23 protein-coding genes are annotated in these 25,398 nt (G+C 67.4%); 13 read left to right on the top strand and 10 right to left on the bottom strand.

Annotated elements, in window-relative coordinates; all coding sequences use genetic code 11:
• Positions 1-87 precede the first annotated feature (87 nt).
• From OG413_RS10775 to OG413_RS10760, 4 genes are all read right to left on the bottom strand, one after another.
• Positions 88-1,356, bottom strand: a complete 1,269-nt coding sequence (locus OG413_RS10775) for an MFS transporter (protein WP_266804619.1) — start codon at positions 1,354-1,356, stop codon at positions 88-90.
• A gap of 123 nt (positions 1,357-1,479) precedes the next feature.
• Positions 1,480-2,562, bottom strand: coding sequence for an inositol-3-phosphate synthase (locus OG413_RS10770; protein WP_266804617.1), 1,083 nt, complete (start codon positions 2,560-2,562; stop codon positions 1,480-1,482).
• A 68-nt stretch (positions 2,563-2,630) separates the two neighbouring features.
• Positions 2,631-3,338 (bottom strand): PadR family transcriptional regulator, encoded by a 708-nt coding sequence (locus OG413_RS10765; RefSeq protein ID WP_266804615.1) that lies wholly within the window; start codon positions 3,336-3,338, stop codon positions 2,631-2,633.
• A 507-nt stretch (positions 3,339-3,845) separates the two neighbouring features.
• Positions 3,846-4,028, bottom strand: a complete 183-nt coding sequence (locus OG413_RS10760; protein WP_266804613.1) for a hypothetical protein — start codon at positions 4,026-4,028, stop codon at positions 3,846-3,848.
• 96 nt (positions 4,029-4,124) lie between these two features.
• Here OG413_RS10760 and OG413_RS10755 point away from each other — a divergent pair, with 96 nt between their 5' ends.
• A complete protein-coding gene (locus tag OG413_RS10755; RefSeq protein WP_266804611.1) occupies positions 4,125-6,500 on the top strand; it encodes a transglycosylase domain-containing protein in 2,376 nt (791 codons plus the stop codon).
• A gap of 194 nt (positions 6,501-6,694) precedes the next feature.
• Entirely contained in the window at positions 6,695-8,209 is a 1,515-nt protein-coding gene (locus tag OG413_RS10750) for a glycosyltransferase family 87 protein (RefSeq protein WP_266804609.1), read from the top strand.
• Positions 8,210-8,285: 76 nt separating this feature from the next.
• Here the strand turns inward: OG413_RS10750 and OG413_RS10745 are convergent, their stop codons facing one another.
• From OG413_RS10745 to OG413_RS10735, 3 genes are all read right to left on the bottom strand, one after another.
• Positions 8,286-9,317 (bottom strand): alanine racemase, encoded by a 1,032-nt coding sequence (locus OG413_RS10745; RefSeq protein WP_266804607.1) that lies wholly within the window; start codon positions 9,315-9,317, stop codon positions 8,286-8,288.
• Between the two features lie 111 nt (positions 9,318-9,428).
• Positions 9,429-10,547: a peptidoglycan bridge formation glycyltransferase FemA/FemB family protein gene (locus tag OG413_RS10740; protein WP_266804605.1), complete on the bottom strand. Its 1,119-nt coding sequence runs from the start codon at positions 10,545-10,547 to the stop codon at positions 9,429-9,431.
• Positions 10,548-10,696: 149 nt separating this feature from the next.
• Positions 10,697-11,011, bottom strand: a complete 315-nt coding sequence (locus OG413_RS10735; RefSeq protein WP_266804603.1) for a hypothetical protein — start codon at positions 11,009-11,011, stop codon at positions 10,697-10,699.
• Between the two features lie 278 nt (positions 11,012-11,289).
• Between OG413_RS10735 and rpsF the strand changes: the two genes are divergently transcribed.
• From rpsF to rplI, 4 genes are all read left to right on the top strand, one after another.
• Positions 11,290-11,580: a 30S ribosomal protein S6 gene (gene rpsF / locus OG413_RS10730; RefSeq protein ID WP_073727694.1), complete on the top strand. Its 291-nt coding sequence runs from the start codon at positions 11,290-11,292 to the stop codon at positions 11,578-11,580.
• Positions 11,581-11,654: 74 nt separating this feature from the next.
• Positions 11,655-12,293: a single-stranded DNA-binding protein gene (locus OG413_RS10725; RefSeq protein ID WP_266804601.1), complete on the top strand. Its 639-nt coding sequence runs from the start codon at positions 11,655-11,657 to the stop codon at positions 12,291-12,293.
• A gap of 42 nt (positions 12,294-12,335) precedes the next feature.
• The gene (gene rpsR, locus OG413_RS10720; RefSeq protein ID WP_003967857.1) at positions 12,336-12,572 is read left to right on the top strand and encodes a 30S ribosomal protein S18; all 237 of its coding nucleotides are present in this window, start codon (positions 12,336-12,338) and stop codon (positions 12,570-12,572) included.
• Between the two features lie 18 nt (positions 12,573-12,590).
• Positions 12,591-13,037: a 50S ribosomal protein L9 gene (gene rplI, locus OG413_RS10715; protein ID WP_073727690.1), complete on the top strand. Its 447-nt coding sequence runs from the start codon at positions 12,591-12,593 to the stop codon at positions 13,035-13,037.
• A 211-nt stretch (positions 13,038-13,248) separates the two neighbouring features.
• Here the strand turns inward: rplI and OG413_RS10710 are convergent, their stop codons facing one another.
• Positions 13,249-14,586 (bottom strand): MATE family efflux transporter, encoded by a 1,338-nt coding sequence (locus OG413_RS10710; RefSeq protein WP_266804600.1) that lies wholly within the window; start codon positions 14,584-14,586, stop codon positions 13,249-13,251.
• A 459-nt stretch (positions 14,587-15,045) separates the two neighbouring features.
• On the opposite strand from OG413_RS10710, the gene dnaB reads away from it, so the two are divergent.
• The 5 genes from dnaB to OG413_RS10685 all read left to right on the top strand — a co-directional run bounded on the left by dnaB (position 15,046) and on the right by OG413_RS10685 (position 23,008).
• Positions 15,046-16,521 (top strand): replicative DNA helicase, encoded by a 1,476-nt coding sequence (gene dnaB, locus OG413_RS10705; protein ID WP_266804599.1) that lies wholly within the window; start codon positions 15,046-15,048, stop codon positions 16,519-16,521.
• Between the two features lie 669 nt (positions 16,522-17,190).
• On the top strand, positions 17,191-19,245 hold the full coding sequence (locus OG413_RS10700; RefSeq protein ID WP_266810060.1) for a helix-turn-helix domain-containing protein: 2,055 nt from the start codon (positions 17,191-17,193) through the stop codon (positions 19,243-19,245).
• Positions 19,242-19,448, top strand: a complete 207-nt coding sequence (locus tag OG413_RS10695) for a hypothetical protein (protein WP_266804598.1) — start codon at positions 19,242-19,244, stop codon at positions 19,446-19,448. Before OG413_RS10700 ends, OG413_RS10695 begins: the two co-directional genes overlap by 4 nt.
• 75 nt (positions 19,449-19,523) lie before the next feature.
• Positions 19,524-20,360, top strand: a complete 837-nt coding sequence (locus OG413_RS10690; protein ID WP_266804597.1) for an AAA family ATPase — start codon at positions 19,524-19,526, stop codon at positions 20,358-20,360.
• On the top strand, positions 20,357-23,008 hold the full coding sequence (locus tag OG413_RS10685; RefSeq protein ID WP_266804595.1) for a TniQ family protein: 2,652 nt from the start codon (positions 20,357-20,359) through the stop codon (positions 23,006-23,008). The genes OG413_RS10690 and OG413_RS10685 overlap by 4 nt, the downstream gene beginning before the upstream one ends.
• Before the next feature lie 10 nt (positions 23,009-23,018).
• Here OG413_RS10685 and OG413_RS10680 read toward each other — a convergent pair whose 3' ends face one another.
• Positions 23,019-23,396 (bottom strand): hypothetical protein, encoded by a 378-nt coding sequence (locus OG413_RS10680; protein WP_266804594.1) that lies wholly within the window; start codon positions 23,394-23,396, stop codon positions 23,019-23,021.
• Positions 23,397-23,496: 100 nt separating this feature from the next.
• Between OG413_RS10680 and OG413_RS10675 the strand changes: the two genes are divergently transcribed.
• Complete coding sequence (locus OG413_RS10675) at positions 23,497-23,799, top strand: hypothetical protein (protein WP_266810059.1); 303 nt, start codon at positions 23,497-23,499, stop codon at positions 23,797-23,799.
• 73 nt (positions 23,800-23,872) lie between these two features.
• Entirely contained in the window at positions 23,873-24,370 is a 498-nt protein-coding gene (locus OG413_RS10670) for a hypothetical protein (RefSeq protein WP_266804592.1), read from the top strand.
• Between the two features lie 391 nt (positions 24,371-24,761).
• Here OG413_RS10670 and OG413_RS10665 read toward each other — a convergent pair whose 3' ends face one another.
• Positions 24,762-25,373 carry a TetR/AcrR family transcriptional regulator gene (locus OG413_RS10665; protein WP_266804591.1) on the bottom strand — a complete coding sequence of 204 codons (612 nt, stop codon included), beginning with the start codon at positions 25,371-25,373 and terminating at the stop codon, positions 24,762-24,764.
• Positions 25,374-25,398: the final 25 nt, after the last annotated feature.

The raw sequence follows: 25,398 nt of genomic DNA, 5'->3' as shown, positions 1-25,398 counted from the left end.
GAAACATCACCGACCGCGCAGGCCGAGGGGCGTTGTTTCACGTGAAACAACGCCCCTCGTGCACGCTACGACTCGCCCTCGTGCACGCTACGACTCCCCGTTCGTGCGTCTCCATCGGAACATCGCCACCGCGACGGCCGCGTAGAGCACAGCCACTCCCGCCACCACGGTGACCGACTTTCCGTCCTGGGGGAGCAGCAGTGCCGATACGGCCGCAGCGCCCACGAACGCGACGTTGAACAGCACGTCATAGAGCGAGAAGACCCTGCCGCGGAAGGAGTCGTCCGCCCCGGTCTGCACCACCGTGTCCGTCGCGATCTTCGCGCCCTGCGTCACGACTCCGAGAACGAACGCGGCGATCATCGTCGGCACCAGGGCGAACGACAGTCCCAGCGCGGGTTCCAGGACGGCCGCCGTCGCGGCGCACACCACCATCCAGCCGTACCGGCCGACGTGCCCCACCGCCCACGGGGTCAGTACGGCGGCGACGAAGAAGCCCGCACCGGAGATCCCCACGGCCAGGCCCAGCAGGGCGAGGCCTTCGGACTCGTTGTCCGACCAGGCGTAGCGGCACAGCATCAGCACCATCACGGTCAGGGCGCCGTAGCAGAAGCGGAGCACGGTCATGGCGGCCAGTGCGCGGGCCGCGTCCTTGCGTTCGGCCAGATGGCGCAGTCCGGCGACGAGCCCGCGGGCCGTGACGGCCAGCGCCGCCCGTAGCCGCAGGGGGCTTCCGTCGGGTTCCGGCCCCAGGAGCCCCCGGGGCAGGCCCAATGAAGCCACCGCGGACAGGAGGTAGAGCAGCGCGCCCAGCAGGACCACCGCGGCATCGGACTCGTCGGCCAGCAGGCGTACGACGAAGGCGAGCCCGCCGCCCGCGGTGGCCGCGAGTGTACCGGCGGTCGGGGAGAGGGAGTTGGCCATGACGAGGCGGTCGTCGTCGACCACGCGTGGCAGGGCCGCGGAGAGTCCGGCCAGTACGAAGCGGTTGACCGCGGTGACGCAGAGGGCCGAGGCGTAGAAGAGCCAGTCGGGCACCGAGCCGAGGATCAGCAGAGCCGTGCAGGAGGCGAGGGCCGCCCGCAACAGGTTGCCGTACAGGAAGACCTGACGGCGCGGCCAGCGGTCCAGCAGTACGCCGGCGAACGGGCCGATCAGTGAGTACGGGAGAAGGAGCACCGCCATCGCCGAGGCGATGGCGCCGGCCGAGGCCTGTTTCTCCGGGGAGAAGACGACGTGCGCGGCGAGGGCGACCTGATAGACGCCGTCCGCCGACTGGGAGAGGAGTCGCACGGCGAGGAGACGACGGAAGTTCCGAAGGCGCAGGAGTATGCGCAGATCACGCGCGACAGACATGTGAGCAAGCGTCACATACGTCGGGGGCCCCTGGGCGGATTGCCCGGGGACCCCCGACGTGAGGCAGGAGGAGGAGCGTCGCCGCTCATCGCCCTGGTGAGGCTGTCAGCCGTGCGGGCCGGTTCAGCGCTCGATCTCGCCGCTGATGAACTTCTCGACGTTCTCGCGGGCCTCGTCGTCGAAGTACTGGACCGGCGGGGACTTCATGAAGTACGAGGACGCGGAGAGGATCGGGCCACCGATGCCGCGGTCCTTGGCGATCTTCGCCGCACGCACGGCGTCGATGATGACACCGGCGGAGTTCGGGGAGTCCCACACCTCAAGCTTGTACTCAAGGTTCAGCGGAACGTCACCGAAGGCACGGCCCTCAAGGCGCACGTAAGCCCACTTGCGGTCGTCCAGCCAGGCCACGTAGTCCGAGGGACCGATGTGGACGTTGTCCGCACCGAGCTCACGGTCACGGATCTGCGAGGTGACGGCCTGCGTCTTGGAGATCTTCTTGGACTCAAGGCGCTCACGCTCAAGCATGTTCTTGAAGTCCATGTTGCCGCCGACGTTCAGCTGCATCGTGCGGTCCAGGACGACGCCCCGGTCCTCGAAGAGCTTCGCCATCACGCGGTGCGTGATCGTGGCGCCGACCTGGGACTTGATGTCGTCGCCGACGATCGGGACACCGGCCTCGGTGAACTTGTCCGCCCACTCCTTGGTACCGGCGATGAAGACCGGGAGAGCGTTGACGAACGCGACCTTGGCGTCGATGGCGCACTGCGCGTAGAACTTCGCAGCGACCTCGGAACCGACCGGCAGGTAGCAGACGAGGACGTCGACCTGCTTGTCCTTGAGGATCTGGACGATGTCGACCGGCGCCTCGACGGACTCCTCGATCGTCTCGCGGTAGTACTTGCCGAGACCGTCGTGGGTGTGACCGCGCTGGACGGTCACGCCCGTGTTCGGCACGTCGGCGATCTTGATCGTGTTGTTCTCGCTGGCGCCGATGGCGTCCGCGAGATCGAGGCCGACCTTCTTCGCGTCAACGTCGAAGGCGGCGACGAACTCGACGTCGCTGACGTGGTACTCGCCGAACTGGACGTGCATCAGACCGGGCACCTTGCCGGCCGGATCTGCGTCCTTGTAGAACTCGACGCCCTGCACCAGCGAGGCGGCGCAGTTGCCCACGCCTACGATGGCTACGCGAACCGAACCCATTCCGGTTGCTCCCTGTGTGTTCTCGGTATTCCCGATGAAGGATGAAGTCCTGCGGATCTGCGGGGACTTCACTTGGCGGTGTCGTCGGACGGATCCGGCGGGGTGTTACCCCGGTGCCGGGGCAGGCCGCCCGTCTCTCCAGATGTGTCCTGCTGAGCGGAGCCCTCGGGCGAGGATCGTCGCTGATCCCGTCCCGACCGCTCGCTCTCGATGAGCTCGTTCAGCCAGCGCACTTCGCGCTCCACGGACTCCATGCCGTGTCGCTGCAGCTCAAGCGTGTAGTCGTCGAGCCGTTCACGGGTACGGGCGAGGGAGGCTCGCATCTTCTCCAGACGCTCCTCCAGCCTGCTGCGCCGGCCTTCCAGTACGCGCATCCGCACTTCGCGTTCCGTCTGTCCGAAGAAGGCGAAGCGCGCCGCGAAGTGCTCGTCCTCCCAGGAGTCCGGCCCGGTGTGCGAGAGGAGCTCCTCGAAGTGCTCCTTACCTTCCGCCGTCAACCGGTAGACGATCTTGGCGCGGCGCCCTGCGAGTGAAGAGGCGGGTGCCGCCGTCCGGCCGGTGGCCGGCTGAAGGTCCGCCGGCGCACTTCCCGGCTCCTCGATCAACCAGCCGTTGGCGACCAGCGTCTTGAGGCAGGGATAGAGGGTGCCGTAACTGAAGGCGCGGAAGATCCCCAGCGAAGTGTTGAGGCGTTTGCGCAGCTCGTACCCGTGCATCGGGGACTCGCGGAGCAGACCGAGGACGGCGAATTCGAGGATGCCGGAGCGTCTGCTCACCTTCGCCTCCTCCTTCTCCGAGTGCTCCCGTGGAGCTCGTACGTCGAACTTATGCCGTGCTGATGTATCGACTCGATACATCAGCACGATAGATCGGTATGCACGGTTCGACAAGGGGAGCCTTCGTGAACGGCGTCACATCGCTAATTCTTAGGAAGCGACTTGCGTTATTTGGGGTGAACTTCGGCCCTAGGCGGGTTTTGGCCGTGCGTAGTCTGTGCGGCATGCAGATCACCGGGAACCGAGTGGCGCCGCCGGGCGTCAGTCATCGCGGACTGCCGGATGCGCTGCGGGTGAGCCTTCCGCAGGGCTTGTCCGTAATTCGGGGGGACCGGATCTCAACTGCCGCTTCCAGGCGCTCTCGCCTGCCCGAGGAGTAGTCGTTCCATGAGCGAGCACCGTCGCAAATCGCCTCAGCCGGAAGGCAGCGGGCGTGCCGCGGCCAGACGGGCTGCCCAGCAGTCAACAGGACGCCGCGCAGCGCCGTCACGCAGAGCAACAAACGAGTCACCTTCCGATTCGCACGGCGAGGAGCGCCCTTACGGCGGCCGCGCCGAGGCCCGTCGTGCCGCTCAGCGCGGCGGACGGCGGCGAGGAGCCGAAGAGGCGGGTTCCGCCGGCCATGGAGCCGGTGGGAGCGGCGCGGGCGGCGGGGGAGGCCGACGGCGCGGTGGTGGCGGCGGCGGGCACGACGGCCCGCGCGGCCGGGGGCGTGGTGACAGCCGCCCAGGCAAGAAGCGCTTCATCGACTATCCGCGTCGCGGGAAGTACGGCTTCCGCCGCTGGGTGCCGTCGTGGAGGCTGGTCTCCGGCGTCTGTCTGAGCTTCCTCGGACTGCTGATGGGCGCGGCCGGGGTCGCGTACGCGATGGTCGTCCCCCCGGAGGTCAACAAATCGGCCAAGGCGCAGAACAACGTCTATTACTGGGCCAACGGTGAGCAGATGGTGGCGACCGGAGGCGAGGTCAACCGTCAGGTGATCAGCTACGAACAGATCCCCGTGGCGATGCGGAACGCCGTCATCTCGGCCGAGAACAAGACGTTCGAGGACGACCGGGGCATCGACCCGATGGGCATCGCCCGCGCCCTGTTCAACATGGCCAAGGGCGGTGAGACCCAGGGCGGTTCGACCATCACACAGCAGTACGTGAAGAACTCGATGCTCAGCCAGGAACAGACGCTCAGCCGCAAGTTCAAGGAACTGTTCATCACGCTCAAGGTCGGCACCAACGGCGACAAGCGCGACGTCATGGCGGGCTATCTGAACGTCTCCTACTACGGGCGCGGCGCGTCGGGCCTCCAGGCCGCGGCCCGCACGTACTACGGCAAGGACGCTTCCAAGCTCAACCCGAGCGAGTGCGCGTTCCTGGCGACGCTGCTCAAGGGCGCGAGCTACTACGACCCCGCCGGTGCTCCCGACGTCGACAAGGAGAAGGCCTCCGCGGCGAAGAACAGGGAGCGGGCGGAGGCGCGCTGGAAGTGGATCCTTGACGAGGAGGTCAAGGACGGCAGGATGACGCAGGCCGAACGCGACACGTACAAGAAGTTCCCGATGCCGCTCAAGCCGAAGAAGAACGCCCAACTGGGTGGCCAGGTCGGTTACCTGGTGGACCTCGCCAAGAAGTACTTCATCAACAACAGCAGCCCGAAGGTCGACGCCGAGGCCCTCGAACTGGGCGGCTACGAGATCCACACCACGTTCGAGAAGGACAAGGTCGACGCCCTCAGCGCCGCGGTGGAGAAGGTCTACAAGGCGAAGATCAACCCGGAGAAGCGCCCCAAGACCGACACCCATGTGCAGTTCGGCGGCGCGTCGGTGGACGCGAAGACCGGTGCCATGCTCGCCACGTACGGCGGTCAGGACGCCACCCAGCACTACACCAACAACGCCGACCCGACCGGCGCGCAGGTCGGGTCGACCTTCAAGCCGTTCGTCCTGGCCGCCGCGATGGAGTACGGCAAGCGCGATCCGGCGCTGGGGGCCGACCAGGGCGAGTCGTCGCGCACCCCGGTGTCCCCGAAGAGCGTCTACAACGGTGACGACCGGCTGGAGATCAAGCAGTACAACGGCGAGGTCTGGCAGGACGAGAAGAACAACAAGTGGCTCCAGACCAACGACGGCAACCACGACTACGGCGACATCGACCTGCGGTACGCCATGCAGGAGTCCGCGAACTCCCCCTACGTCCAGCTCGGTATGGATGTCGGGACGGACAAGGTGAAGGACGTCGCCCTCGCCGCCGGTCTGCGTGACGACGAGTACATGGCGAACTCGACCGTGCCGTCGTACTCCATCGGTACGTCCTCGCCCAGCGCCATCCGGATGGCCGGCGCCTATTCCACCTTCGCCACCAGCGGCCAGCAGAACGAGCCGTTCTCGGTGAACGAGGTGAGGTACAAGGGCAACGTCATCTACCGGCACGAGAAGAAGCCCAAGCGTGCCTTCGAGCCCGCCATCGCGGACAACGTCACGGACGTGCTGAAGAACGTCGTCGAGAACGGTACGGGCAAGCCCGCACGGCTTCCCGGACGCGACGTGGCGGGCAAGACGGGTACGACGGACGGCAACAAGTCGGCCTGGTTCGTCGGATACACCCCGCAGATCTCGACCGCCATCAGCATGTTCCGGCTGGACGACGACGAGAACAGCAAGAACCGCGAGTTCCTGAAGATGTTCGGTACGGGTGGCGAGGAGAAGATCCACGGTGCCTCGTTCCCCGCGTCGATCTGGCACGACTACATGGCCGAAGCGATGAACAAGAAGAAGGTCGTGCGCTTCCCGGAGCCGCAGCCCCTGGGCGAGACGCTGTACGGAGGCGGCGCGGCCAGCCCGACCCCGACGCCCAGCCCGACCCCCTCGGAGACCGCCACCAGCGAGCCGCCGCCGACGCCGTCGCCCGACCCCACCACGGCGTCACCCACACCGTCGAACACCTGCAAGCCGCTCGACTGGGAGTGCAACAACGCCAACGGCGGTGCCAATGGTGGCGCTAATGGTGGCGCCAACGGTGGTGCGAACGGCGGTGGGGACACCACCGGAACGAGCCAGGGCGCTGACGGGGGATCGAATGAGGGAGGCGCCAACTCCGGTGCGGCCGAGGGCGCGACGGATGGCGCCAATGGAGCGAACGGAAACGGGGAGCTATGGGGCGGCGGAGGCTGACCGCCCCATAGGCCGCCCCGTCGGACCGCCCCGGCGAACCGCCGACGGACCGGAGCCGATCCGACGAGGACTGCTCCTACGAGGGCCGCTCCTACGAGGCCGCTCCTACGAGGGCCGCCGCACCACCCGGTGCGGCGGCCCTTTCCGCGTCCCCCGGCCCGTGAAACATCCCTCCCACAGTCCCGTACGGCAGGATGTGCGGCATGCCAAGCGCAGAAGACACGAGCGTGCACCAGGAGCGGCCCGTCGTACGGCCCACGCGGCAGGACGAGGTCGCCGCGGCCGGCAGCGAGCTGATCGGCGGGCGGGTGGGCCGCTGGGCGCGCCTCGGCGACGGCCCCCTGACGCCCGTGCGGGTCATCGCTCTGGTGGCGATCGGGATGTTCGCACTCGGCATGGTGCAGAAGATCCCCTGCTACGAGTGGGCCTGGTTCAGAGGTGCCACCTCGCAGTACACCCACGCCTGCTACTCCGACATCCCGCATCTCTTCGCCGGGCGCGGTTTCGCCGACGGCCTCACGCCGTACTTCGACCGGCTCACCGGCGATATGCAGTTCCTCGAATACCCGGTTCTGACCGGGGTGTTCATGCAGGTCGCCGCCTGGCTGACGCTGACGCCGGACAGCGACCCCATCCAGCAGCGCGAGCAGATGTACTGGATGGTCAACGCGGGCATGCTGATGATCTGCGCCGTGGTCATCGCGGTGTGCACCTCCCGTACGCACCGGCGGCGCCCCTGGGACGGGCTGCTGGTCGCCCTCGCCCCCGCCCTCGCGCTCACCGCCACGATCAACTGGGACCTGCTGGCCGTCGCCCTGACGGCCGCGGCGATGCTCATGTGGTCCCGGGGCCGGGCGCTCGCCTTCGGCATCCTCATCGGCCTCGCGACGGCCGCCAAGCTCTACCCCGTCCTGCTGCTCGGACCGCTGCTCATGCTGTGCTGGCGGGCGGGCAAATGGCGGGAGTTCTCGGTGGCGGCACTGGGCGCGGCGGGGGCCTGGCTGGTGGTCAATCTCCCGGTGATGGTGTTCGCCCCCGAGGGGTGGAAGAAGTTCTACACCTTCAGCCAGGAACGGTCGATCGACTTCGGTTCGTTCTGGCTGATCATCACGCAGCGCACGGGGAAGGCCATCGAGGTCGACACCGTCAACACGGCTTCGGTGCTGTTGATGGTCGTGTTCTGCGCGGGGATCGCCGGGCTGGCGCTGATGGCCCCGCGAAGGCCCCGGTTCGCCCAGCTCGCGTTCCTGGTGGTGGCCGCCTTCATCCTGACGAACAAGGTCTACTCACCGCAGTACGTGCTCTGGCTGATCCCGCTGGCCGCGCTGGCCAGGCCGCGCTGGCGGGACTTCCTCATCTGGCAGGCCTGCGAGGTCATGTACTTCATGGGGATCTGGCTGTACCTCGCGTACACGACCAGCGGCGACAAGCACCAGGGGCTGCCGGAGGAGGGCTACCAGGTCGCGATCGCCCTGCACCTGCTGGGAACGCTGTACCTCTGCGCCGTGGTCGTACGGGACATCCTGCTGCCCGAGCGGGACGGAGTGCGGACCGACGGCTCGGACGATCCGTCGGGCGGAGTCCTCGACAAGGCACCGGACGCGTTCGTCCTGGGGCCCGTGGTGCATCCGTCCCGGCACACGGCACCCGCGGTCGAGGGACCGCGGGTGGAGTGGGGCACGGCGCACGGCCGGGCCGCCGCGGACTGACCTGCGGCCGCGGACTGGCCTGGGGCCGCCGACTGACCTGCGGCCGGGTCGCCCGGCCGCAGGGGTACGGGACGGCTCAGCGGTCCACGAGACGGTCGAACTGGGTCGTCGTGTGGCGCAGATGGGCCACCAGCTCGTCGCCCACCTTCGGCTCCTGCGCATCCGAGGGCACGAACAGGATCGACACCTGCATGTGCGGCGGTTCGGCGAACCAGCGCTGCTTGCCCGCCCAGACGAACGGCGAGAGATTGCGGTTGACCGTCGCCAGTCCGGCGCGTGCGACGCCCTTGGCCCGCGGCATCACACCGTGCAGGGCCTTCGGAGCCTCCAGGCCGACGCCGTGGGACGTACCGCCGGCGACGACCACCAGCCAGCCGTCCGAGGCGGCCTTCTGCTGGCGGTAGCCGAACCGGTCGCCCTTGGCGACCGCCGTGACATCCAGGACGGCGCCCCGGTACTCCGTCGCGTCGTGGTCGCCGAGCCAGAGCCGGGTGCCGATGCGGGCGCGGAAGCGGGTCTGCGGGAACTGCTGCTGGAGGCGGGCCAGTTCCTCGGCGCGCAGATGGCTGACGAACATGGTGTGCAGCGGCAGCCTGGCCGCGCGCAGCCGGTCCATCCAGCCGATGACCTCCTCGACCGCGTCGGAGCCGTCGGTGCGGTCCAGCGGCAGGTGGAGGGCGAAGCCTTCGAGCCGTACGTCCTCGATGGCGGCGTGCAGCTGCCCCAGCTCCTCCCCCTTCACGCCGTGGCGCTTCATCGAGCTCATGCACTCGATGACCACCCGTGCGCCCACCAGGGCGTGCACACCGTCGACGGAGGAGACGGACCTGATGACGCGGTCGGGCAGCGGGACCGGCTCCTCGCCCCGCCGGAAGGGGGTCAGGACGAGCAGGTCGCCGCTGAACCAGTCCTTGATCCGGGCTGCCTCGTAGGTGGTCCCGACAGCGAGCGTGTCGGAACCGAAACGGATCGCCTCGTCGGCGAGCCGCTCGTGGCCGAAGCCGTAACCGTTGCCCTTGCAGACCGGTACGAGTCCGGGGAACTGGTCGATCACGGACTTCTGGTGCGCCCGCCAGCGCGCGGTGTCGACGTAGAGGGAGAGCGCCATGGCCGGCCCGGAACCTTTCTGGTGGCTGCGGTGGAGTCAGAGGTTTGCGGTGCTTGGTGGAGTGTCCATTGAAGCGAGTGGCACCGGTTTCGTCACCGATGCCACCGGAGGTCAGCGGCGCGACATGTAGATGTCGAGCGCCTTGTGCAGCAGCTTGTTGAGCGGGAAGTCCCACTCGCCGACGTACTCGACGGCCTCGCCGCCCGTGCCGACCTTGAACTGGATCAGGCCGAAGAGGTGGTCGGTCTCGTCGAGCGAGTCGCTGATGCCGCGCAGGTCGTAGACGGTCGCGCCCATCGCGTACGAGTCGCGCAGCATCCGCCACTGCATCGCGTTCGAGGGCCTGACCTCGCGCCCGATGTTGTCGGACGCGCCGTAGGAGTACCAGACATGGCCCCCGACGACGAGCATCGTCGCCGCGGAGAGGTTCACGCCGTTGTGCCGCGCGAAGTAGAGGCGCATGCGGTTGGGGTCCTCGGAGTTGAGCACCGTCCACATCCGCTGGAAGTACGAGAGCGGGCGCGGCCGGAAGTGGTCGCGCACGGCCGTGATCTCGTACAGCCGCTGCCACTCGGCCAGGTCCTCGTAGCCGCCCTGGACGACCTCGACACCGGCCTTGTCGGCCTTCTTGATATTGCGCCGCCAGAGCTGGTTGAAGCCCTTGAGAACGTCCTCCAGAGAACGGTTCGCCAGCGGCACCTGGAAGACATAGCGAGGCTGTACGTCACCGAAGCCGGCGCCGCCGTCCTCCGCCTGCTGCCAGCCCATCTTCCGCAGCCGGTCCGACACCTCGAAGGCGCGGGGCTCGATGTGGGTGGCCTCGACGTCGCGCAGACGCTTCACGTCGGGGTCCTGGATACCGGACTTGATGGCCGCCGAGTCCCAGCGCCGGATGACCACGGGCGGGCCCATCTTCACCGAGAAGGCGCCCTGCTGCTTGAGGTGGGCGAGCATCGGCTGGAGCCAGTCGTCCAGGTTGGGGGCGTACCAGTTGATGACCGGGCCCTCGGGGAGGTACGCGAGGTAGCGCTTGATCTTGGGCAGCTGGCGGTACAGGACGAGGCCGGCGCCCACCATCTCGCCGTTCTTGTCGAACCAGCCCAGATTCTCCGAGCGCCATTCGGTCTTCACATCAGCCCACGCCGGGACCTGGCAGTGACTGGCCGAGGACAGATTCTGGATGTACGCCAGATGCTGCTCTCGACTGATGGTCCTCAGGGTCAGACTCATGCGGGGGGCTCCTCGGCAGGTGTGTCCCCATCGGTCAGGGGCTCCGGCTCTCGCGCCGAAGCCTACTGTGACCGAGGAGCGCCCGGTCTGGCCCCGCCCGACCGGGACCGGCCCTTCGCGGCCGGTGCCCGGTCGGGCGCGGCCGGTACTCAGCCGATCAGGCCTCCGAAGAGGCCGCCATGGGCCATTCCGAGGAAGAACCCGACGGCGGACGCGCCGAGGCCCAGGATCAGCGCGAACCTCTCGCGGGTGGTCACCGAGACGTACTGCCCGTAGGCGCCCGTGAGAATGCCGATCAGCCCGGCCCACGAACTGATCAGGTGCAGGTTGTGGAACATCGCCGTCACGAAGGCGAGAGCGCCGAGCACCAGGGTCACTGCCACCAGAGTGTCCTGGAGCGGATGAGCCTTGCCGTCCGTGGCGAAGAGAGAGACGGATGAGCGGGGTCGAATTGCCTGTGCCATGGAGTACCTCCTGGCCGGAAGGCGGCGCACTGTAGCGCCGCTCACACCCGATGTGTACAGATTGCGTCCTTCAGGCACCGGATTTCAACCCGAAGCCGGTCTACAGGTACTCTGTACGGTCTGCACCGGTGTCTGCCCAGGCCAGCACTGCGAGTCCCTCTTCACCGAGCGAATTGTCAGTGGCGGCTGTTTTACTCGGAGACACTGTTGCTTACGCATCACGACCCTCCTGCCACGGAACGACCGTGGCCGCTGAGTCCAAAGGAGGTGGGTTCCACATGCGTCACTACGAAGTGATGGTCATCCTCGACCCCGATCTCGAGGAGCGAGCAGTCTCCCCGCTGATCGAGAACTTCCTCTCCGTTGTCCGTGAGGGCAACGGAAAGGTTGAGAAGGTCGACACCTGGGGCCGTCGTCGGCTCGCTTACGAGATCAAGAAGAAGCCCGAGGGCATCTACTCGGTCATCGATCTGCAGGCCGAGCCTGCGATCGTCAAGGAGCTCGACCGCCAGATGAACCTGAACGAGTCGGTCCTCCGGACCAAGGTCCTCCGTCCCGAGACCCACTGAGCTTCTAGCTCAGTGGTCATCGGGTTCGAGTAGCAGCAAGCAGCCAGAAGCAATCCCCGCCGAGAGGTTCACCCATGGCAGGCGAGACCGTCATCACGGTCGTCGGCAATCTCGTCGACGACCCCGAGCTGCGCTTCACCCCGTCCGGTGCGGCGGTCGCGAAGTTCCGTGTCGCGTCCACTCCCCGCATCTTCGACCGGCAGACCAATGAGTGGAAGGACGGCGAAGGCCTGTTCCTCACCTGCTCGGTCTGGCGTCAGGCGGCGGAGAACGTCGCGGAGTCGCTCCAGCGAGGCATGCGCGTCGTCGTGCAGGGCCGGCTGAAGCAGCGGTCCTACGAGGACCGTGAGGGCGTCAAGCGCACGGTCTACGAGCTGGACGTCGAGGAAGTCGGCCCCAGCCTCAAGAGCGCCACGGCCAAGGTCACCAAGACCACCGGTCGCGGTGGCCAGGGCGGTCAGGGTGGATACGGCGGTGGCGGCGGCCAGCAGGGCGGCGGCAACTGGGGCGGCGGTCCCGGTGGCGGCGGCCAGCAGGGCGGCGGCGGTGCTCCCGCCGACGACCCGTGGGCGTCCGGCGCGCCGGCAGGCGGCCAGCAGGGCGGGGGCCAGCAGGGCGGCGGAGGCGGCTGGGGCGGAAGCTCCGGCGGTTCCGGCAGCTCCGGTGGCTCCAGCGGTTCCGGCGGCGGCTACTCGGACGAGCCGCCCTTCTAGGGCAGCTCGTACCCCACTTCTTGATCACACAGGAGAAACACCATGGCGAAGCCGCCTGTGCGCAAGCCTAAGAAGAAGGTCTGCGCATTCTGCAAGGACAAGACCCAGTACGTGGACTACAAGGACACGAACATGCTGCGGAAGTTCATTTCCGACCGTGGCAAGATCCGTGCCCGCCGCGTCACCGGCAACTGCACGCAGCACCAGCGTGACGTCGCCACGGCAGTCAAGAACAGCCGTGAGATGGCGCTGCTGCCCTACACGTCCACCGCGCGATAAGGGAAGGGTGACAAGAGCATGAAGATCATCCTCACCCACGAGGTCTCTGGCCTCGGTGCCGCCGGCGACGTCGTCGACGTCAAGGACGGGTACGCCCGTAACTACCTGGTTCCGCGTGGCTTTGCCATCCGCTGGACCAAGGGCGGCGAGAAGGACGTGGCGCAGATCCGCCGCGCCCGCAAGATCCACGAGATCTCGACGATCGAGCAGGCCAACGAGATCAAGACCAAGCTCGAGGCCGTGAAGGTCCGTCTGGCTGTTCGCTCCGGCGACGCCGGCCGTCTCTTCGGCTCCGTCACCCCGGCCGACGTCGCCTCGGCGATCAAGGCTGCCGGTGGCCCCGACGTCGACAAGCGTCGCGTCGAGCTCGGCTCGCCGATCAAGACGCTCGGCGGACACCAGGTGTCCGTGCGTCTGCACCCCGAGGTCGCAGCGAAGCTCGGCATCGAGGTCGTTGCTGCCTAAGGGCAGAGCTCAGCAGAGCTAGGTGAAGGGCCGCACCCCATGGGGTGCGGCCCTTCGTCGTTTCACGTGAAACGACAGCTTGTTTCACGTGAAACGGCTGCGGTTGCGGTTGCCGGGGCCGGGGCGAGAGCGGGCCGGGGCGGGAGCGGCGTCGGGGCGGGAGCGCGGGGGCGGGTACCGCGCCGGGTGATCGGCTCGCGGAGGCGCGGGGTCAGCGTGTGGCGCCGGTGACGATCCAGCGGCCCGACCGGGTGCGCAGCCAGAGGGTCACCAGCCGCACCACCATCATCAGAGTCATCGCCCACCAGAGTGCGGTGAGGCCGCCGCCGAAGGCCGGGACGAGCAGAGCGACCGGAGCGAAGACGGCCAGGGTGACCAGCATGGCCCAGGCGAGATAGCGCCCGTCCCCCGCTCCCATCAGCACGCCGTCCAGGACGAAGACCACTCCGGCGATGGGCTGGGAGACCGCCACCACCAGAAGCGCGGGGAGCAGCGTGTCCTTGACGGACGGGTCGCCGGTGAAGAGCGGGATGAACAGGGGACGGGCGAGCACGATCAGTACGCCGAGCACCACTCCGCACCCGATCCCCCACTCGACCATGCGGCGGCATGCCTCGCGTGCGCCCTTGGCGTCGTTCGCCCCGAGGTAGCGGCCGATGATGGCCTGTCCCGCGATGGCGATCGCGTCGAGGGCGAAGGCCGTGAGACTCCAGAGCGAGAGGATGATCTGGTGCGCGGCGATATCGGTGTCACCGAGGCGGGCGGCGACGGCGGTGGCGATCATCAGGACGGCGCGCAGCGACAGCGTACGGACCAGCAGGGGGACACCGGCCTGGGCGCTGGCTCTTATCCCCGCGGCGTCGGGGCGCAGGGAGGCTCCGTGCCGGCGCGCACCTCGTACCACCACGATCAGATAGGCGGCCGCCATGCCGACCTGGGCGATCACGGTGCCCCAGGCGGATCCGGCGATGCCGAGGCCGGCGCCGTAGACGAGGATCGCGTTGAGTACGCCGTTGGCGGCGAATCCGCCGATGGCGACGTAGAGCGGGGTGCGGGTGTCCTGGAGACCACGCAGGACACCGGTCGCGGCGAGCACGACGAGCATGGCCGGGATGCCGAGGCTGGAGATCCGCAGATACGTGGTGGCGTACGGGGCCGCGGTGTCGGATGCGCCGAAGACCTCGACCAGCCACGGGGCCGAGGGGAGGGTCAGCGCGATCACGACCGCGCCGAGCAGCAGCGCGAGCCAGATGCCGTCCATGCCCTGACGGATGGCGGACGGCAGGTCTCCGGCCCCGACCCGGCGCGCGACGGCGGCCGTGGTGGCGTACGCGAGGAAGACGAATACGCTCACCGCGGTCATCAGCAGTGCGGCGGCGACTCCGAGACCCGCCAGCTGAGGGGTGCCGAGATGGCCGACGATGGCGCTGTCGACCATCACGAAAAGAGGCTCGGCGACGAGCGCGCCGAAGGCGGGCACAGCGAGTGCGATGATCTCGCGGTCGTGCCTTCTGCGGCTGGACGGAGGGGTCGCGGGGGCCTGGGACATGGGGGCCAATCTAATCTTCCACAGGTAAGAGATGCAATGGCCTTGCAGTCCTTACTTAGGTCACGGTTGCGCGCTCAGGTGTGCGCCGTTTGCAGCGATCTTGAATTGCGGAGAAAAGTTTTTCTCCCCCACAGTCGGTGGATGGGGAACGTGCAGGTCAGGGCCTTGATGGTCAAGTGGCTATGAGTTTGTCCACAGTGCTGTCCCCCGGTCCGTGCACAGGTTCGGCGGGGTTCTCCACAGCATCTGGTCCGTCGTCCACATGCCCTGTGGATAACCAGATTGGCTGACGGTGCGGAGCGGCCTACCGTGGTCCGGCGCCCGCACTCCGTTCCGGCCTCGGAATCCCGCGGAACTCGACGCGCCGGAAGCGGAGTCGGGCGGCCTGTTTGTCGGTGCCGTGCCGTAAGAAAGAGTGGCATGGCTAGGTCCGCGAAGCGGACGGGAGGAGGTGGCCCGGTGAGCATTTCCGAGCCTTTGGACGACCCCTGGGCCGACACCGGTCCCAGTGACCGTCTGCCCGTTTCCCGTCAGCGCCGCGGAGACCGCAAGGGGCGTGACGACCGGCACGACCGGGGCTCGGAGGACAACTGGGACGGCGGCTCTCCCGGCTTCGAACGGGTGCCTCCGCAGGATCTCGACGCCGAGCAGTCGGTACTCGGCGGCATGCTGCTGTCGAAGGACGCCATCGCCGACGTCGTGGAGATCATCAAGGGCCACGACTTCTACCGTCCGGCCCACGAGACCGTCTACACGGCGATCCTCGACCTCTACGCCAAGGGCGAGCCGGCCGACCCGATCACGGTCGCCGCCGAACTGGTCAAGCGCGGTGAGATCACCAAGGTCGGCGGAGCGCCGTATCTGCACACCCTGGTCCAGTCGGTGCCGACCGCGGCCAACGCCTCGTACTACGCGGAGATCGTCCACGAGCGGGCCGTGCTCCGGCGGCTCGTCGAGGCCGGTACGAAGATCACGCAGATGGGATACGCGGCCGACGGGGACGTCGACGAGATCGTCAACTCCGCGCAGGCCGAGATCTACGCCGTCACCGAGCAGCGCACCAGCGAGGACTATCTGCCCCTCGGCGACATCATGGAGGGCGCTCTCGACGAGATCGAGGCGATCGGTTCGCGCAGCGGTGAGATGACCGGTGTGCCGACCGGCTTCACCGACCTGGACGCCCTGACGAACGGGCTGCACCCCGGCCAGATGATCGTCATCGCGGCGCGTCCCGCCATGGGTAAGTCCACGCTGGCCCTGGACTTCGCACGAGCCTGTTCGATCAAGAGCAACCTGCCGAGCGTGATCTTCTCGCTCGAAATGGGGCGCAACGAGATCGCGATGCGTCTGCTGTCCGCGGAGGCGCGGGTTGCCCTGCACCACATGCGCTCCGGCACGATGACCGACGAGGACTGGACACGGCTCGCGCGCCGCATGCCGGATGTCTCGGCCGCCCCGCTCTACATCGACGATTCGCCGAACCTCTCGATGATGGAGATCCGGGCGAAGTGCCGTCGCCTCAAGCAGCGCAACGACCTGAAGCTCGTGGTCATCGACTACCTGCAGCTGATGCAGTCCGGCGGCTCGAAACGCGCCGAGAGCCGACAGCAGGAGGTCTCGGACATGTCCCGAAACCTCAAGCTGCTGGCCAAGGAGCTGGAGCTCCCCGTCATCGCCCTGTCGCAGCTGAACCGTGGACCCGAGCAGCGTACGGACAAGAAGCCCATGGTCTCCGACCTGCGTGAGTCCGGATCCATCGAGCAGGACGCGGACATGGTGATCCTGCTGCACCGGGAGGACGCGTACGAGAAGGAGTCACCGCGCGCGGGCGAGGCGGACCTGATCGTGGCCAAGCACCGTAACGGCCCGACGGCCACCATCACCGTGGCCTTCCAGGGCCACTACTCCCGTTTCGTGGACATGGCCCAGACCTGATTCCGGCCTGTAGGGTCTCAAAATTCGCGGCACAATCTCAGGCTCGATGGCACATCGGTGGCACTTATGCCGCCTTCGTGAGACTCGCTGGTCGCAGCGTTCACCCTTTTGGGTGAGGGGATTCTGGGTCGCTCCGCCCATCGTTGTTCCGCTGACACCCTTGGCTGAGCGGGTCATCGTCCGCGGGGCAGGGGTGTGCGATGGGCAGTGTCACTGTGACGGTGAGTATCCGTCAGCAGCGTGGTGTTCTCATGGAGGGCCAAGACTGGAGTACGGCGTCTGTCGAACTTCTGCAGTCGGCTCGTCCGGGCGGACGTTTCGCTGGTGCAAGGGGCAGCAGCACTACTCGGGTACCTATTGGTCGTCGACGGTGCGCGACCACGTGATCTATGAGTCTCGCCTCGAACTATCGCGCTTGCTCTTTGCCGACTTCGATCCGTCGGTGCGCGGCCCATCGTGGCCCAGCCCTTCCTGCTGAAGGCGGAGCTGGAGGGGAAGGTGCGCCAGCACATCCCGGACTACCTCCTGCTCACCGGGCAGGCGCCGGTGGTTGTCGACGTCAAGCCGTTGCGTCGGTTGTCCAAGCCGGAGGTGGCGTTCACCTTCGACTGGACCCGGGAAGTGGTGGAATCGCGCGGATGGAACGGTGAGACCGTCGAGGTGGTGGAGATGGCTGCGACCACTGCGGGCAACGAAGTGGTCTTGAAGGACGGTCAAGGGCGGCTTCTGCGGCTGTCGCTCAAGGAGTTGCTGTTCTCCGACCGTGCTGCGATCAGCCCTGACGGTCCGGGGCCGTCGGCGGACGACGAGGGCGAGATCGCCTCTGTGGTTCTTGGGCAGCTTGACGCCGTGGAGAAGCAGAAGGTTCTGGAAAGAGCGGAGCACGTCCGTGAGGTGCTGACGGGTTATCGGTCCGGCAGTTCCGAACTCGCACGCGATGAGGAACCTCGTTCCGAGTACTCGCCGGAGAAGCCGTTGGAAGGCAGATACGCGGCGAAGACCGCTGAACTCGGTGTGGGTCTCAGGACCTTGAAACGGTGGGTCGCAGAGTTCCGGGAGCACGGGGAAGCTGGACTTGCTCCCCGGAAGGGACCGACGCGGAAGTCGCAGATCGCGGTCGATGAACGGTGGGTGGAGACCGCGGTGGAGGTGATGGTCGAGCATGCCGACCAGTCGCGGCCATCGCGGACGGTGGTGATCGAGCGGACTCGGGCTCGGGTGATCGCGCGGTTCGGCGAGGGGGTGGTGCCGCAGCCGAGTCGGGCGACGGCGTTTCGGTTGCTGGAGGAGCTGGAGCGACGGCATCCGCTGTTCCGGCTGAGTACGAAGCGGAACCGGGATATCGCTGGTCGGCCGGAGGGTCCGTACGGGAAGCTGCGGCCGACGCGGCCGGGTGAGTATCTGCTGATGGACTCCACGCGCCTGGACGTTTTCGCGTTCGACCCGTTGACGCTGAAGTGGGTTCAGGCCGAGTTGAGTGTCGGGATGGACTGGTACTCCCGCTGCATTACGGGGATCCGGCTGACGCCGGTCTCGACGAAGGCGGTGGATGTCAGCGCGGTGCTGTTCCAGTCGTTTCGGCCGCGGCCGGCGGGGCGGGACTGGCCGCGGCACGCGGTTTGGCCCGAGCACGGCATTCCCCGCACCGTCCTGGTCGATGTCGAAGGCGCTACCGGACCGAGGCTGGCCTCGCCTCCTCTGGTCCCCGAGACGCTGGTCGTCGACCACGGCAAGGTCTACGTCTCGGAGCATCTGACCAGCGTCTGCCGACGGATGGGCATCTCCATCCAGCCGGCCCGGCTGCGGACGGGCCGCGACAAGGGGCCGGTCGAGCGCTACTTCCGGACCCTGAGGGAGGGGCTGCTGCAGGTGCTGCCCGGCTACAAGGGGCCCGACATCCACTCGCGGGGCGAGAGCCCGGAGGACGACGCGTTCTTCTTCCTCGACGAGCTTGAGGCGATCATCCGGGAGTGGACCGCGACGGTCTATCACTGCCGGCCGCACTCCAGCCTGGTCGATCCGGGCCTGCCGGGTCTGCGGATGTCCCCGGCGAAGATGTTCGAGCACGGCATGGCGCGGGCGGGCTACATTGAAGCACCCCGAGACCGGGACCTGGCCTTTGAGTTCCTGCAGACGAACTGGCGCACGGTCCAGCACTACGGGGTCGAGATCGGACGCCGCCGTTACAGCGGCCCTGGCCTGCCCGAGCCGGGCGTCCGCAGCCCCTACGACAGTCCGGTCAAGAACGGCTGGCCTTTCCAGGTGGATCCCGACGACATCACCCGGATCTACTTCCGTGATCCGGCTACTCGGGCCTGGCACACGCTGGTCTGGGAGCATGCTCCGTCGGCCGAAATGCCACTGAGCGAGGACGCGTTGGCGTTCGCCCGGCAGCTGGCGGCCTCGAAGTATCGGTTTCCCGACGACCGGCTTGCCGTCGCTGACTTGTTGGAGCGGTGGAATCTCGGCCTGGGCACCACGATCGCCGAGCGGCGCATGGCCCTGCGGCTCTCACGTGAGCAGGCCGCCATCGAACTTCCGGAGAGTGAGGCGGAAGCGGTCGTCTCGCTTCCGTCTGTACGCAAGGCCCTCGGCCAGGACGAACGGACCGCGGAACTGCGGGAGCCCGACGCGGTGACGGAGGCCGGGGATGACGACGAGGCTGATCTGGAGGACCTCGCCAGGGAGGACGACTTCTACGCCGATGCCCTGGAGGACGTGTGAACGACGGCAGCGTTCCGCATCCAGGCAGCCTCGCATTGTCGCGGAAGGAGGATTTCAAGGCGTTCGCCGAGAGCCCTCGCCGCACCCGGCCCGACCTGCTGACCCGAAAACAGCTGAAGTCCCTGCCCACACAGGCGCGGGCGGACTACGACCGTCAGCGCCGGCAGTGGCACGCGAACATCGGCCCGGTCAAGACGCCGTAACTGACAGAGCTCCATGAAGACCTATGGGACATCGTCGACAGCAACGAGCAGGATGGCGACAAGGCCAAAGGGGCGGTGGCCGTCGACGCGTTCCCGGGGCTGGGCAAGACGACCTCGGTGCTGGCCTTCGCCCGGGACTTCCACCAGCGAGAGATCGAGGAGTCGGGCGCCTTCACCAGCCAGGGGCACGAGCGGATCCCGGTCTGCCGGGTCGGGCTGACCGGGAACACCGGAATGAAGGATCTCAACCGGGCCATGCTGGAGTTCTTCGGCCACCCCGGACAGATGCGAGGGACCACCGCCCAGTTCGGACGGCGGGTGCTGGACTGCGTGCTGTCCTGCGATGTCCGGCTGGTGGTTCTGGATGATTTGCACTTTTTGAAATGGGGACAGAAGAGCGGCATCGAGGTGAGCAACCACCTGAAGTGGATCGCCAACGAGTTCCCGGTGACATTGCTGATGGTGGGGGTCGAGCTCGCGAAGAAAGGCCTGTTCGGCGAAGGCACGAACGGGCGCGACACCGCTCTGGCCCAGACCGGCCGCCGCACCACCCGCCTCGGACTGCGACCGTTCACCATCGATACGGAGGCCGGTCGTCGGGAATGGCGGCAGATGCTGCTGGCCCTCGAACAGCGCGTCGTGCTCACCGGCAAGCAACCCGGCATGCTCGCGGACGACCTGTCGGACTACCTCTTCGCCCGCAGCACCGGACACATCGGCTCGCTGATGACGCTGATCAACCGCAGCTGCCAGCGGGCGGTCCGCACCGGCGCCGAACGTCTTGACCAGGAGCTCATGGACCGGGTGAAGAACGACGAGGCATCCGAGGCTGCCCGCCTCGAACTTCAGGCCGCATTGGAGAGGAAACGGCTGACCAGCCGCCCGCGGCCCCGGAGCCGACGACCCGCATGAGAACGCCGGTCCGCACCCTGTCGATCCGGCTGCCTCCACTGCCCGGCGAGGCCCTGGACTCATGGCTGGAGGCCACGGCCAGACGGATGGACACCGCACTCGGTGATGTCCTGCTGCACTTCGGCTTCCCGGTCCGACACCGGGCCGGAAACCAGTTCAAGGGCATCCCGGCAGACTGGACGATCGTCCTCGACGAACAGCAGACGAATACCGTCGCGCACGCCACCGGGACGTCCCCTGAGACGGTCGCTGCCCTGACCCTGGCGCACTACGACGGACGGGCCCTCCACATGAATGCCGGAGGCCGGGCCGTGTCACGGCACGTCCTATGGGGCCGCGGAGGGGGATCCCGGTTCTGCCCGGAGTGCCTTCTTGCCACTGGTGGGCGATGGCAATTGTCCTGGAGGCTCGGTTTCTCCTTCGCCTGCACCCGGCACCGCAGACTGCTGGCGGACTGCTGCCCGCACTGCGGGAGGGTGCTGCGGCAGCGGCCCCGTTCCGGTCGGTCGGTCCCGCAGTCCGAATTCTGCGGCAATCCACCGACCCGCCCCACTCGCTCGTTTTCGGCTGGCTGCGGCACCGATCTGACCCGCGCTTCGACGCTTCTCCTGTCTCCTGGTCATCCGGTTCTCATGGCACAAGACCGAGTGATGGAGATCATCGACGGGTCACTGGCTGCCTTCGGCCCCTACCAAACCTCTCCCCAGCCGGCATCGGCGGTGCTGGCGGACATCCGGGCCCTGGGCATCCGCGTCCTGAGCGATCTGCCCGCGACCGTCCTACGAGAACAGATCCCGGCTGACATCGCAGAAGCTCACCTCAGCACCGATGCGGTCTCCCCGCACACCGGACAGGCCATGGAACGTCCGGGGTTCATGGCCCCGCCCCGAGCCGCGGACACGGCCGTCGCGGTCACCATGGCCCTGAGCATCCTGGAGCAACCAGGAATCCACCCGGCCGGCGAGGCCCTGCGGAGCCTGCTGGAAGCAGTACGCGAGGAACTCACACAGATCTCGGCGACCAGCATCGACAGCTGGGGCAGGGGTATCAGCCCGGTGCTGCAGTCCGTGCACCTGGCGGCCCTCGCCCCTTCCTTCCGCCCCAGCGAATACGTCCGCTACCGCATCACGACCGAGACCCCCCGCCGGCCGACCAGGACCACTCGGGACATCGAGCAGCGAGCCAGGACGATCCCCACGATGTTCTGGCCGCCCTGGATGATCCGCCTCGCACCACCTGAAGGAATCCATGCGCGGGCTCTGGCCCCCGTTCTGGCCGCCCTGCTGCTGATTCCCGACAGTCGCGCATCCCTGGACCAGGCTGCCGCGCTGATCGGCGACGTCATCGACGGCACTGAGGTGTCACGCCTTCTCCAGGAACTCGACGACCTTCCGCAATGGCCGGACATGGTCACTGCCCTGGACCGGCTCGCGGACTACCTCGATGCCAACAGCATCCCCATCGATTACGGTCGGCGCCGACTTCTGGACTACACCGGCCTGCTTCCTCATGACCGCTGGCTGGAGATCTGCAGCCGCACCGGAACACCACCGGGAACTGGACGGCGCGAACGCATCGCACGCAGTCAGCTCTTCCAACGTCTCAGCGGCCTGCCTGCCGAGTCTGTCCCCGACGAACTGGGCGGGCTCGACAGCGCAGAGTTCCGGGCAACGTCCTTGTGGTTCACCGCGCTTCAGACCCCCGAACTTGCGCAGGCTCTCCAGCAGGAAGCCCTCAACTTCCTGGCCTCGCACCACATTCATGACGAGCCCGTGATCTGGCAGCCTCCCACCACCTTGCTGGCAGGGCTCTCCCTTCCCGGCCCCGACCCGGCGCACGTCGACCTACCCCGCCTGCACCAGCTCGTCCGAGAACGTCAGCACCCCGTTCAACACGCCGCTCAGGTTCTGGGCACGACCGTCGAGGCCATCCGACATGTCCTCGACGAACATCCAGCCCCTGCACCCCCGCTGACGAAGAGCACCGCCAGGGCCACCGGCCGCATCCGGCAGCAGGCCCGGCAAGCCCTTCCGGCAGAGCGCTTCACCCGGCTCTACCTCGACGAGTACCGGTCCCTCCAGCAGATCGCCACCCTCACCGGTTTCTCCCGCAGAGTGCTGACCGATCTCGCCAAGGAGTACGGCATCTCGCTCCGAGGGCCCCAGGACCACAAGCGCCGCGGCACCATCGAACGGGTCTGGCTCATCGAGCAATACATCCACCGCCGCCGGACTCTGCCAGACCTCGCCCGCGAAACCGGCATGAGCCCCGCGAACATGGCCCGCTGGGCCCACACCCACAACATCCCGCTGCGATCACGCGGAGGAGCCAGCCACAGCCAGGCACTTCGCGCTGCCGACCAGGCTCATCGAGCGCCGCGTCTCCTCCGGCCAGCACTAGTCGGTCAGGGTGCCAGTGAACGCTTGAGCCGGTTCGCGGCTGCATCCGCCTTTCCCAGCCTCGGCGCGGCGGCAAGCGGCCTCGGTCTCAATACCTTCACCCTCGTCGCGCAGATCAACCGGATCGAACGAGAGCTCGGCGGACCGCTGCTGGTCAGAGCCGAACGAGGCCGGCCCATGACGCTGACCCCCTTGGGGAGGAGGGTGCTCAGAGCTATTCGCACGTCTCAAGATGGTGCAGGGTCATGAAATCCGGAGTTCACTCCAGGCCGGAAAGGCGATGAAAGGCTCCGTCGAACTCTCCCGACGCAAGCAGTTCGGCGATCACGCCCACCATGCCTTGGATGCCAGGGTCCCGAACGATCAGCCCGTCCGAGCACCAGAAGCTCCGGCCCCCTGCCGCTTCTCCGGTCCCTTCCCACTTCCTCATCAGCCGGTCCACCTCGGCGAGGGTGAAGATCGTCGCACTCCAGCGAGAGCCACCGGGGAGGTGAACCTCGACATCCACATTGCAGACCTCATCGAGTACCTCGTCAGGGCTCGGGAGGAACAGCGCTTCGAACCCTTCGGCGCGGACACGGTAATAGGGGCCGTCCCATCCGGCGCCGGTCTGCAGTTCGCTCGTCGTCGTGGTCACAGCAGGAGCATCCCAGCAGTCCAGATGACGATCCACAGGAATTGGACATCGCAGCGGCTGGCGCGCAGACCGCCGCCATCATGGGCTCGTGAAGACATGGATGCGCTGCTACTGGGACGAGGAAGACACCTGGTTCTACTTCGAGGTCGACGCCGAAGGCTGGGTGATCCGGCAGGTCGAACTCGAAGGGCCCGAGCTGACCCCGATCGCGGCTGCCTCCCTCGCCGAGTGGCAGCGGGCCTATGACGCAGGCCGACTCGATGAGTACGACAGCAGGTTCGGGATCACAGCTGAACTGCCCATCTCAGAGTGGGAGGGGCACGATCCGGAGCTGCTGACTTCGGAGGAGTTCGAGGAGCATTGGAGAGCCGCACGCCGGCAGATCGCGGCCCGGCCTCGCTGACCCCTTGGCCCTGCGGGTGGCCCCGCCTGGGGCTGGTGAACGGCAGGACTCAGCGGCGTGGGACGATCGCGCGATGTTGAGGAGCATTGAGGTCACCGCGGAGCTCGTCGGCCTCAGCCGTGGCGACGGGTTTCATAATGTGCACTGGCAGGGCAGGCTCGCCGTGAACTTGGACTGTTTCATCTGCGAGCGGACCGATCGCACGACCTTCCTCGAACGCGCTGAGGAACGGGCCGTCTGTTCGTCCGACGATCAGCACGGAAAGCACTTCACCGCAGCCCGAATCGCGGCGTTTGATTCCACGATCGAGGACGAGCGGTTGAGGTTGAGAGCGATCATCGATTTCTGGTGGACTCCTTTTAGGGACTCCAAGCACGACCGCCCGTCGATAGCCTTGACGCGGGCGCCGTGGGTGCGACTTCATCTGGGCTCATACTGCGGCGAACACGGTGAGTCCGGCGAAACGTCGATCCAGAGCAACATGGTTCGCCCTGTTGGCTTGGGTTGCCGTCACTGTGACGCCATGATGGCCACCAGCGTCGAGGCCCCCACGGTCCGTCTCTTGCACTGACTTGGACCAGTACGGTTCGAGGCCGCGATTCGCTGAGGCGAGTGCGCCAACTGGCGTCGTTGCTCGCTCGACGCCCCTCCTGGCACCTTCGGCAGACTTCCGAAGACCCTGGACGCGGCCTCGACGAAGGACATCGCCAGCCGCATCGAGCAAGCCGTGACTCAGCGCGAGTGGTCAGACGGATGGGTCCTGAGGAAATGCCGCGAAGCTGAGACTCCTGCACGCGGGCCGGCGCTGAGACAGCCCAGGGGCCGCTGGTCAGAGCACTGCCTTATGACACGCGCGGCGAGATCCTACAGCCGGTGTTCCGGCTGGTGCTCCGGCCGGTGGGGGACTGCGGAGGGCTGCTGCGCGGTGGGAGTGCTCGACTCCTCACGCATCGTGGCGGTGATCAGTTCTGGCCGGTGCCGTGCTGGGCCGGGGTGTCCCATCCGCGTTCGAGGAGATCGAAGGCGACGTCGACGGCTTGTGCGGGATCCGCGGCCTCGTGGGCGAGGGCGGAGGTCTCCAGGGCGAAGCGGGCCAGGGCGGCGCTGCGCGGGTCGTCGGGCGGGGCGCCGGTGTCGTGGGCGATGGCGTGGGCGAGGGCGTCCTGGTGGCGCATCCACATGCGGTGGGCGTAGTCGCTGAGGGCGGGGGTGTTGGTCACCAGGTTCCGGAAGTCGGTGTAGCCGACGTCGGGGGCGGAGTCGGAGCCGGCGGCACGGACCCGGACGCGTTTGACGTGCGCGCACAGGGCCTGGGGGATGGTCGTGCCGGGGGTGCGGTCGTGAACGGCGGTGACGAGCCCGGCCTCCTGCTCGGCCTCTTCGTCGAAGACGAGGGCCTCCTTGCTCGGGAAGTGCTTGAGGAGCGTGGTGGTGGACACGTCGGCCGCCTCGGCGATGTCGTGCAGAGTCACCGCGTCATAGCCGTGTTCGATGAAAAGGCGCAGCGCGGCGTCGGCGAGCGCCTGGCGGGTGGCGGCCTTCTTGCGTTCACGCCGCCCCATGGGAGTCGTCATTCCTGCACCATACACAAAATTGTCT

The organism is Streptomyces sp. NBC_01433, from assembly GCF_026340105.1.
GTDB lineage: Bacteria > Actinomycetota > Actinomycetes > Streptomycetales > Streptomycetaceae > Streptomyces.
The sequence above is the reverse complement of the archived record's forward strand: the minus strand, read 5'-3'. Positions and strand labels throughout refer to the sequence as shown.

What these genes read in the sequence shown, in the direction of transcription:
- OG413_RS10670 (WP_266804592.1), top strand. Translation starts at nt 23,873, where the DNA reads ATGTTGAGGAGCATTGAGGTCACCGCGGAGCTCGTCGGCCTCAGCCGT.
- OG413_RS10775 (WP_266804619.1), bottom strand. Translation starts at nt 1,356, where the DNA reads ATGTCTGTCGCGCGTGATCTGCGCATACTCCTGCGCCTTCGGAACTTC.
- rpsR (WP_003967857.1), top strand. Translation starts at nt 12,336, where the DNA reads ATGGCGAAGCCGCCTGTGCGCAAGCCTAAGAAGAAGGTCTGCGCATTC.
- OG413_RS10700 (WP_266810060.1), top strand. Translation starts at nt 17,191, where the DNA reads ATGGCTGCGACCACTGCGGGCAACGAAGTGGTCTTGAAGGACGGTCAA.
- OG413_RS10735 (WP_266804603.1), bottom strand. Translation starts at nt 11,011, where the DNA reads ATGGCACAGGCAATTCGACCCCGCTCATCCGTCTCTCTCTTCGCCACG.
- OG413_RS10750 (WP_266804609.1), top strand. Translation starts at nt 6,695, where the DNA reads ATGTGCGGCATGCCAAGCGCAGAAGACACGAGCGTGCACCAGGAGCGG.
- OG413_RS10665 (WP_266804591.1), bottom strand. Translation starts at nt 25,373, where the DNA reads ATGACGACTCCCATGGGGCGGCGTGAACGCAAGAAGGCCGCCACCCGC.
- OG413_RS10740 (WP_266804605.1), bottom strand. Translation starts at nt 10,547, where the DNA reads ATGAGTCTGACCCTGAGGACCATCAGTCGAGAGCAGCATCTGGCGTAC.
- rpsF (WP_073727694.1), top strand. Translation starts at nt 11,290, where the DNA reads ATGCGTCACTACGAAGTGATGGTCATCCTCGACCCCGATCTCGAGGAG.
- OG413_RS10710 (WP_266804600.1), bottom strand. Translation starts at nt 14,586, where the DNA reads ATGTCCCAGGCCCCCGCGACCCCTCCGTCCAGCCGCAGAAGGCACGAC.
- OG413_RS10770 (WP_266804617.1), bottom strand. Translation starts at nt 2,562, where the DNA reads ATGGGTTCGGTTCGCGTAGCCATCGTAGGCGTGGGCAACTGCGCCGCC.
- rplI (WP_073727690.1), top strand. Translation starts at nt 12,591, where the DNA reads ATGAAGATCATCCTCACCCACGAGGTCTCTGGCCTCGGTGCCGCCGGC.
- OG413_RS10675 (WP_266810059.1), top strand. Translation starts at nt 23,497, where the DNA reads ATGCGCTGCTACTGGGACGAGGAAGACACCTGGTTCTACTTCGAGGTC.
- OG413_RS10685 (WP_266804595.1), top strand. Translation starts at nt 20,357, where the DNA reads ATGAGAACGCCGGTCCGCACCCTGTCGATCCGGCTGCCTCCACTGCCC.
- OG413_RS10745 (WP_266804607.1), bottom strand. Translation starts at nt 9,317, where the DNA reads ATGGCGCTCTCCCTCTACGTCGACACCGCGCGCTGGCGGGCGCACCAG.
- OG413_RS10725 (WP_266804601.1), top strand. Translation starts at nt 11,655, where the DNA reads ATGGCAGGCGAGACCGTCATCACGGTCGTCGGCAATCTCGTCGACGAC.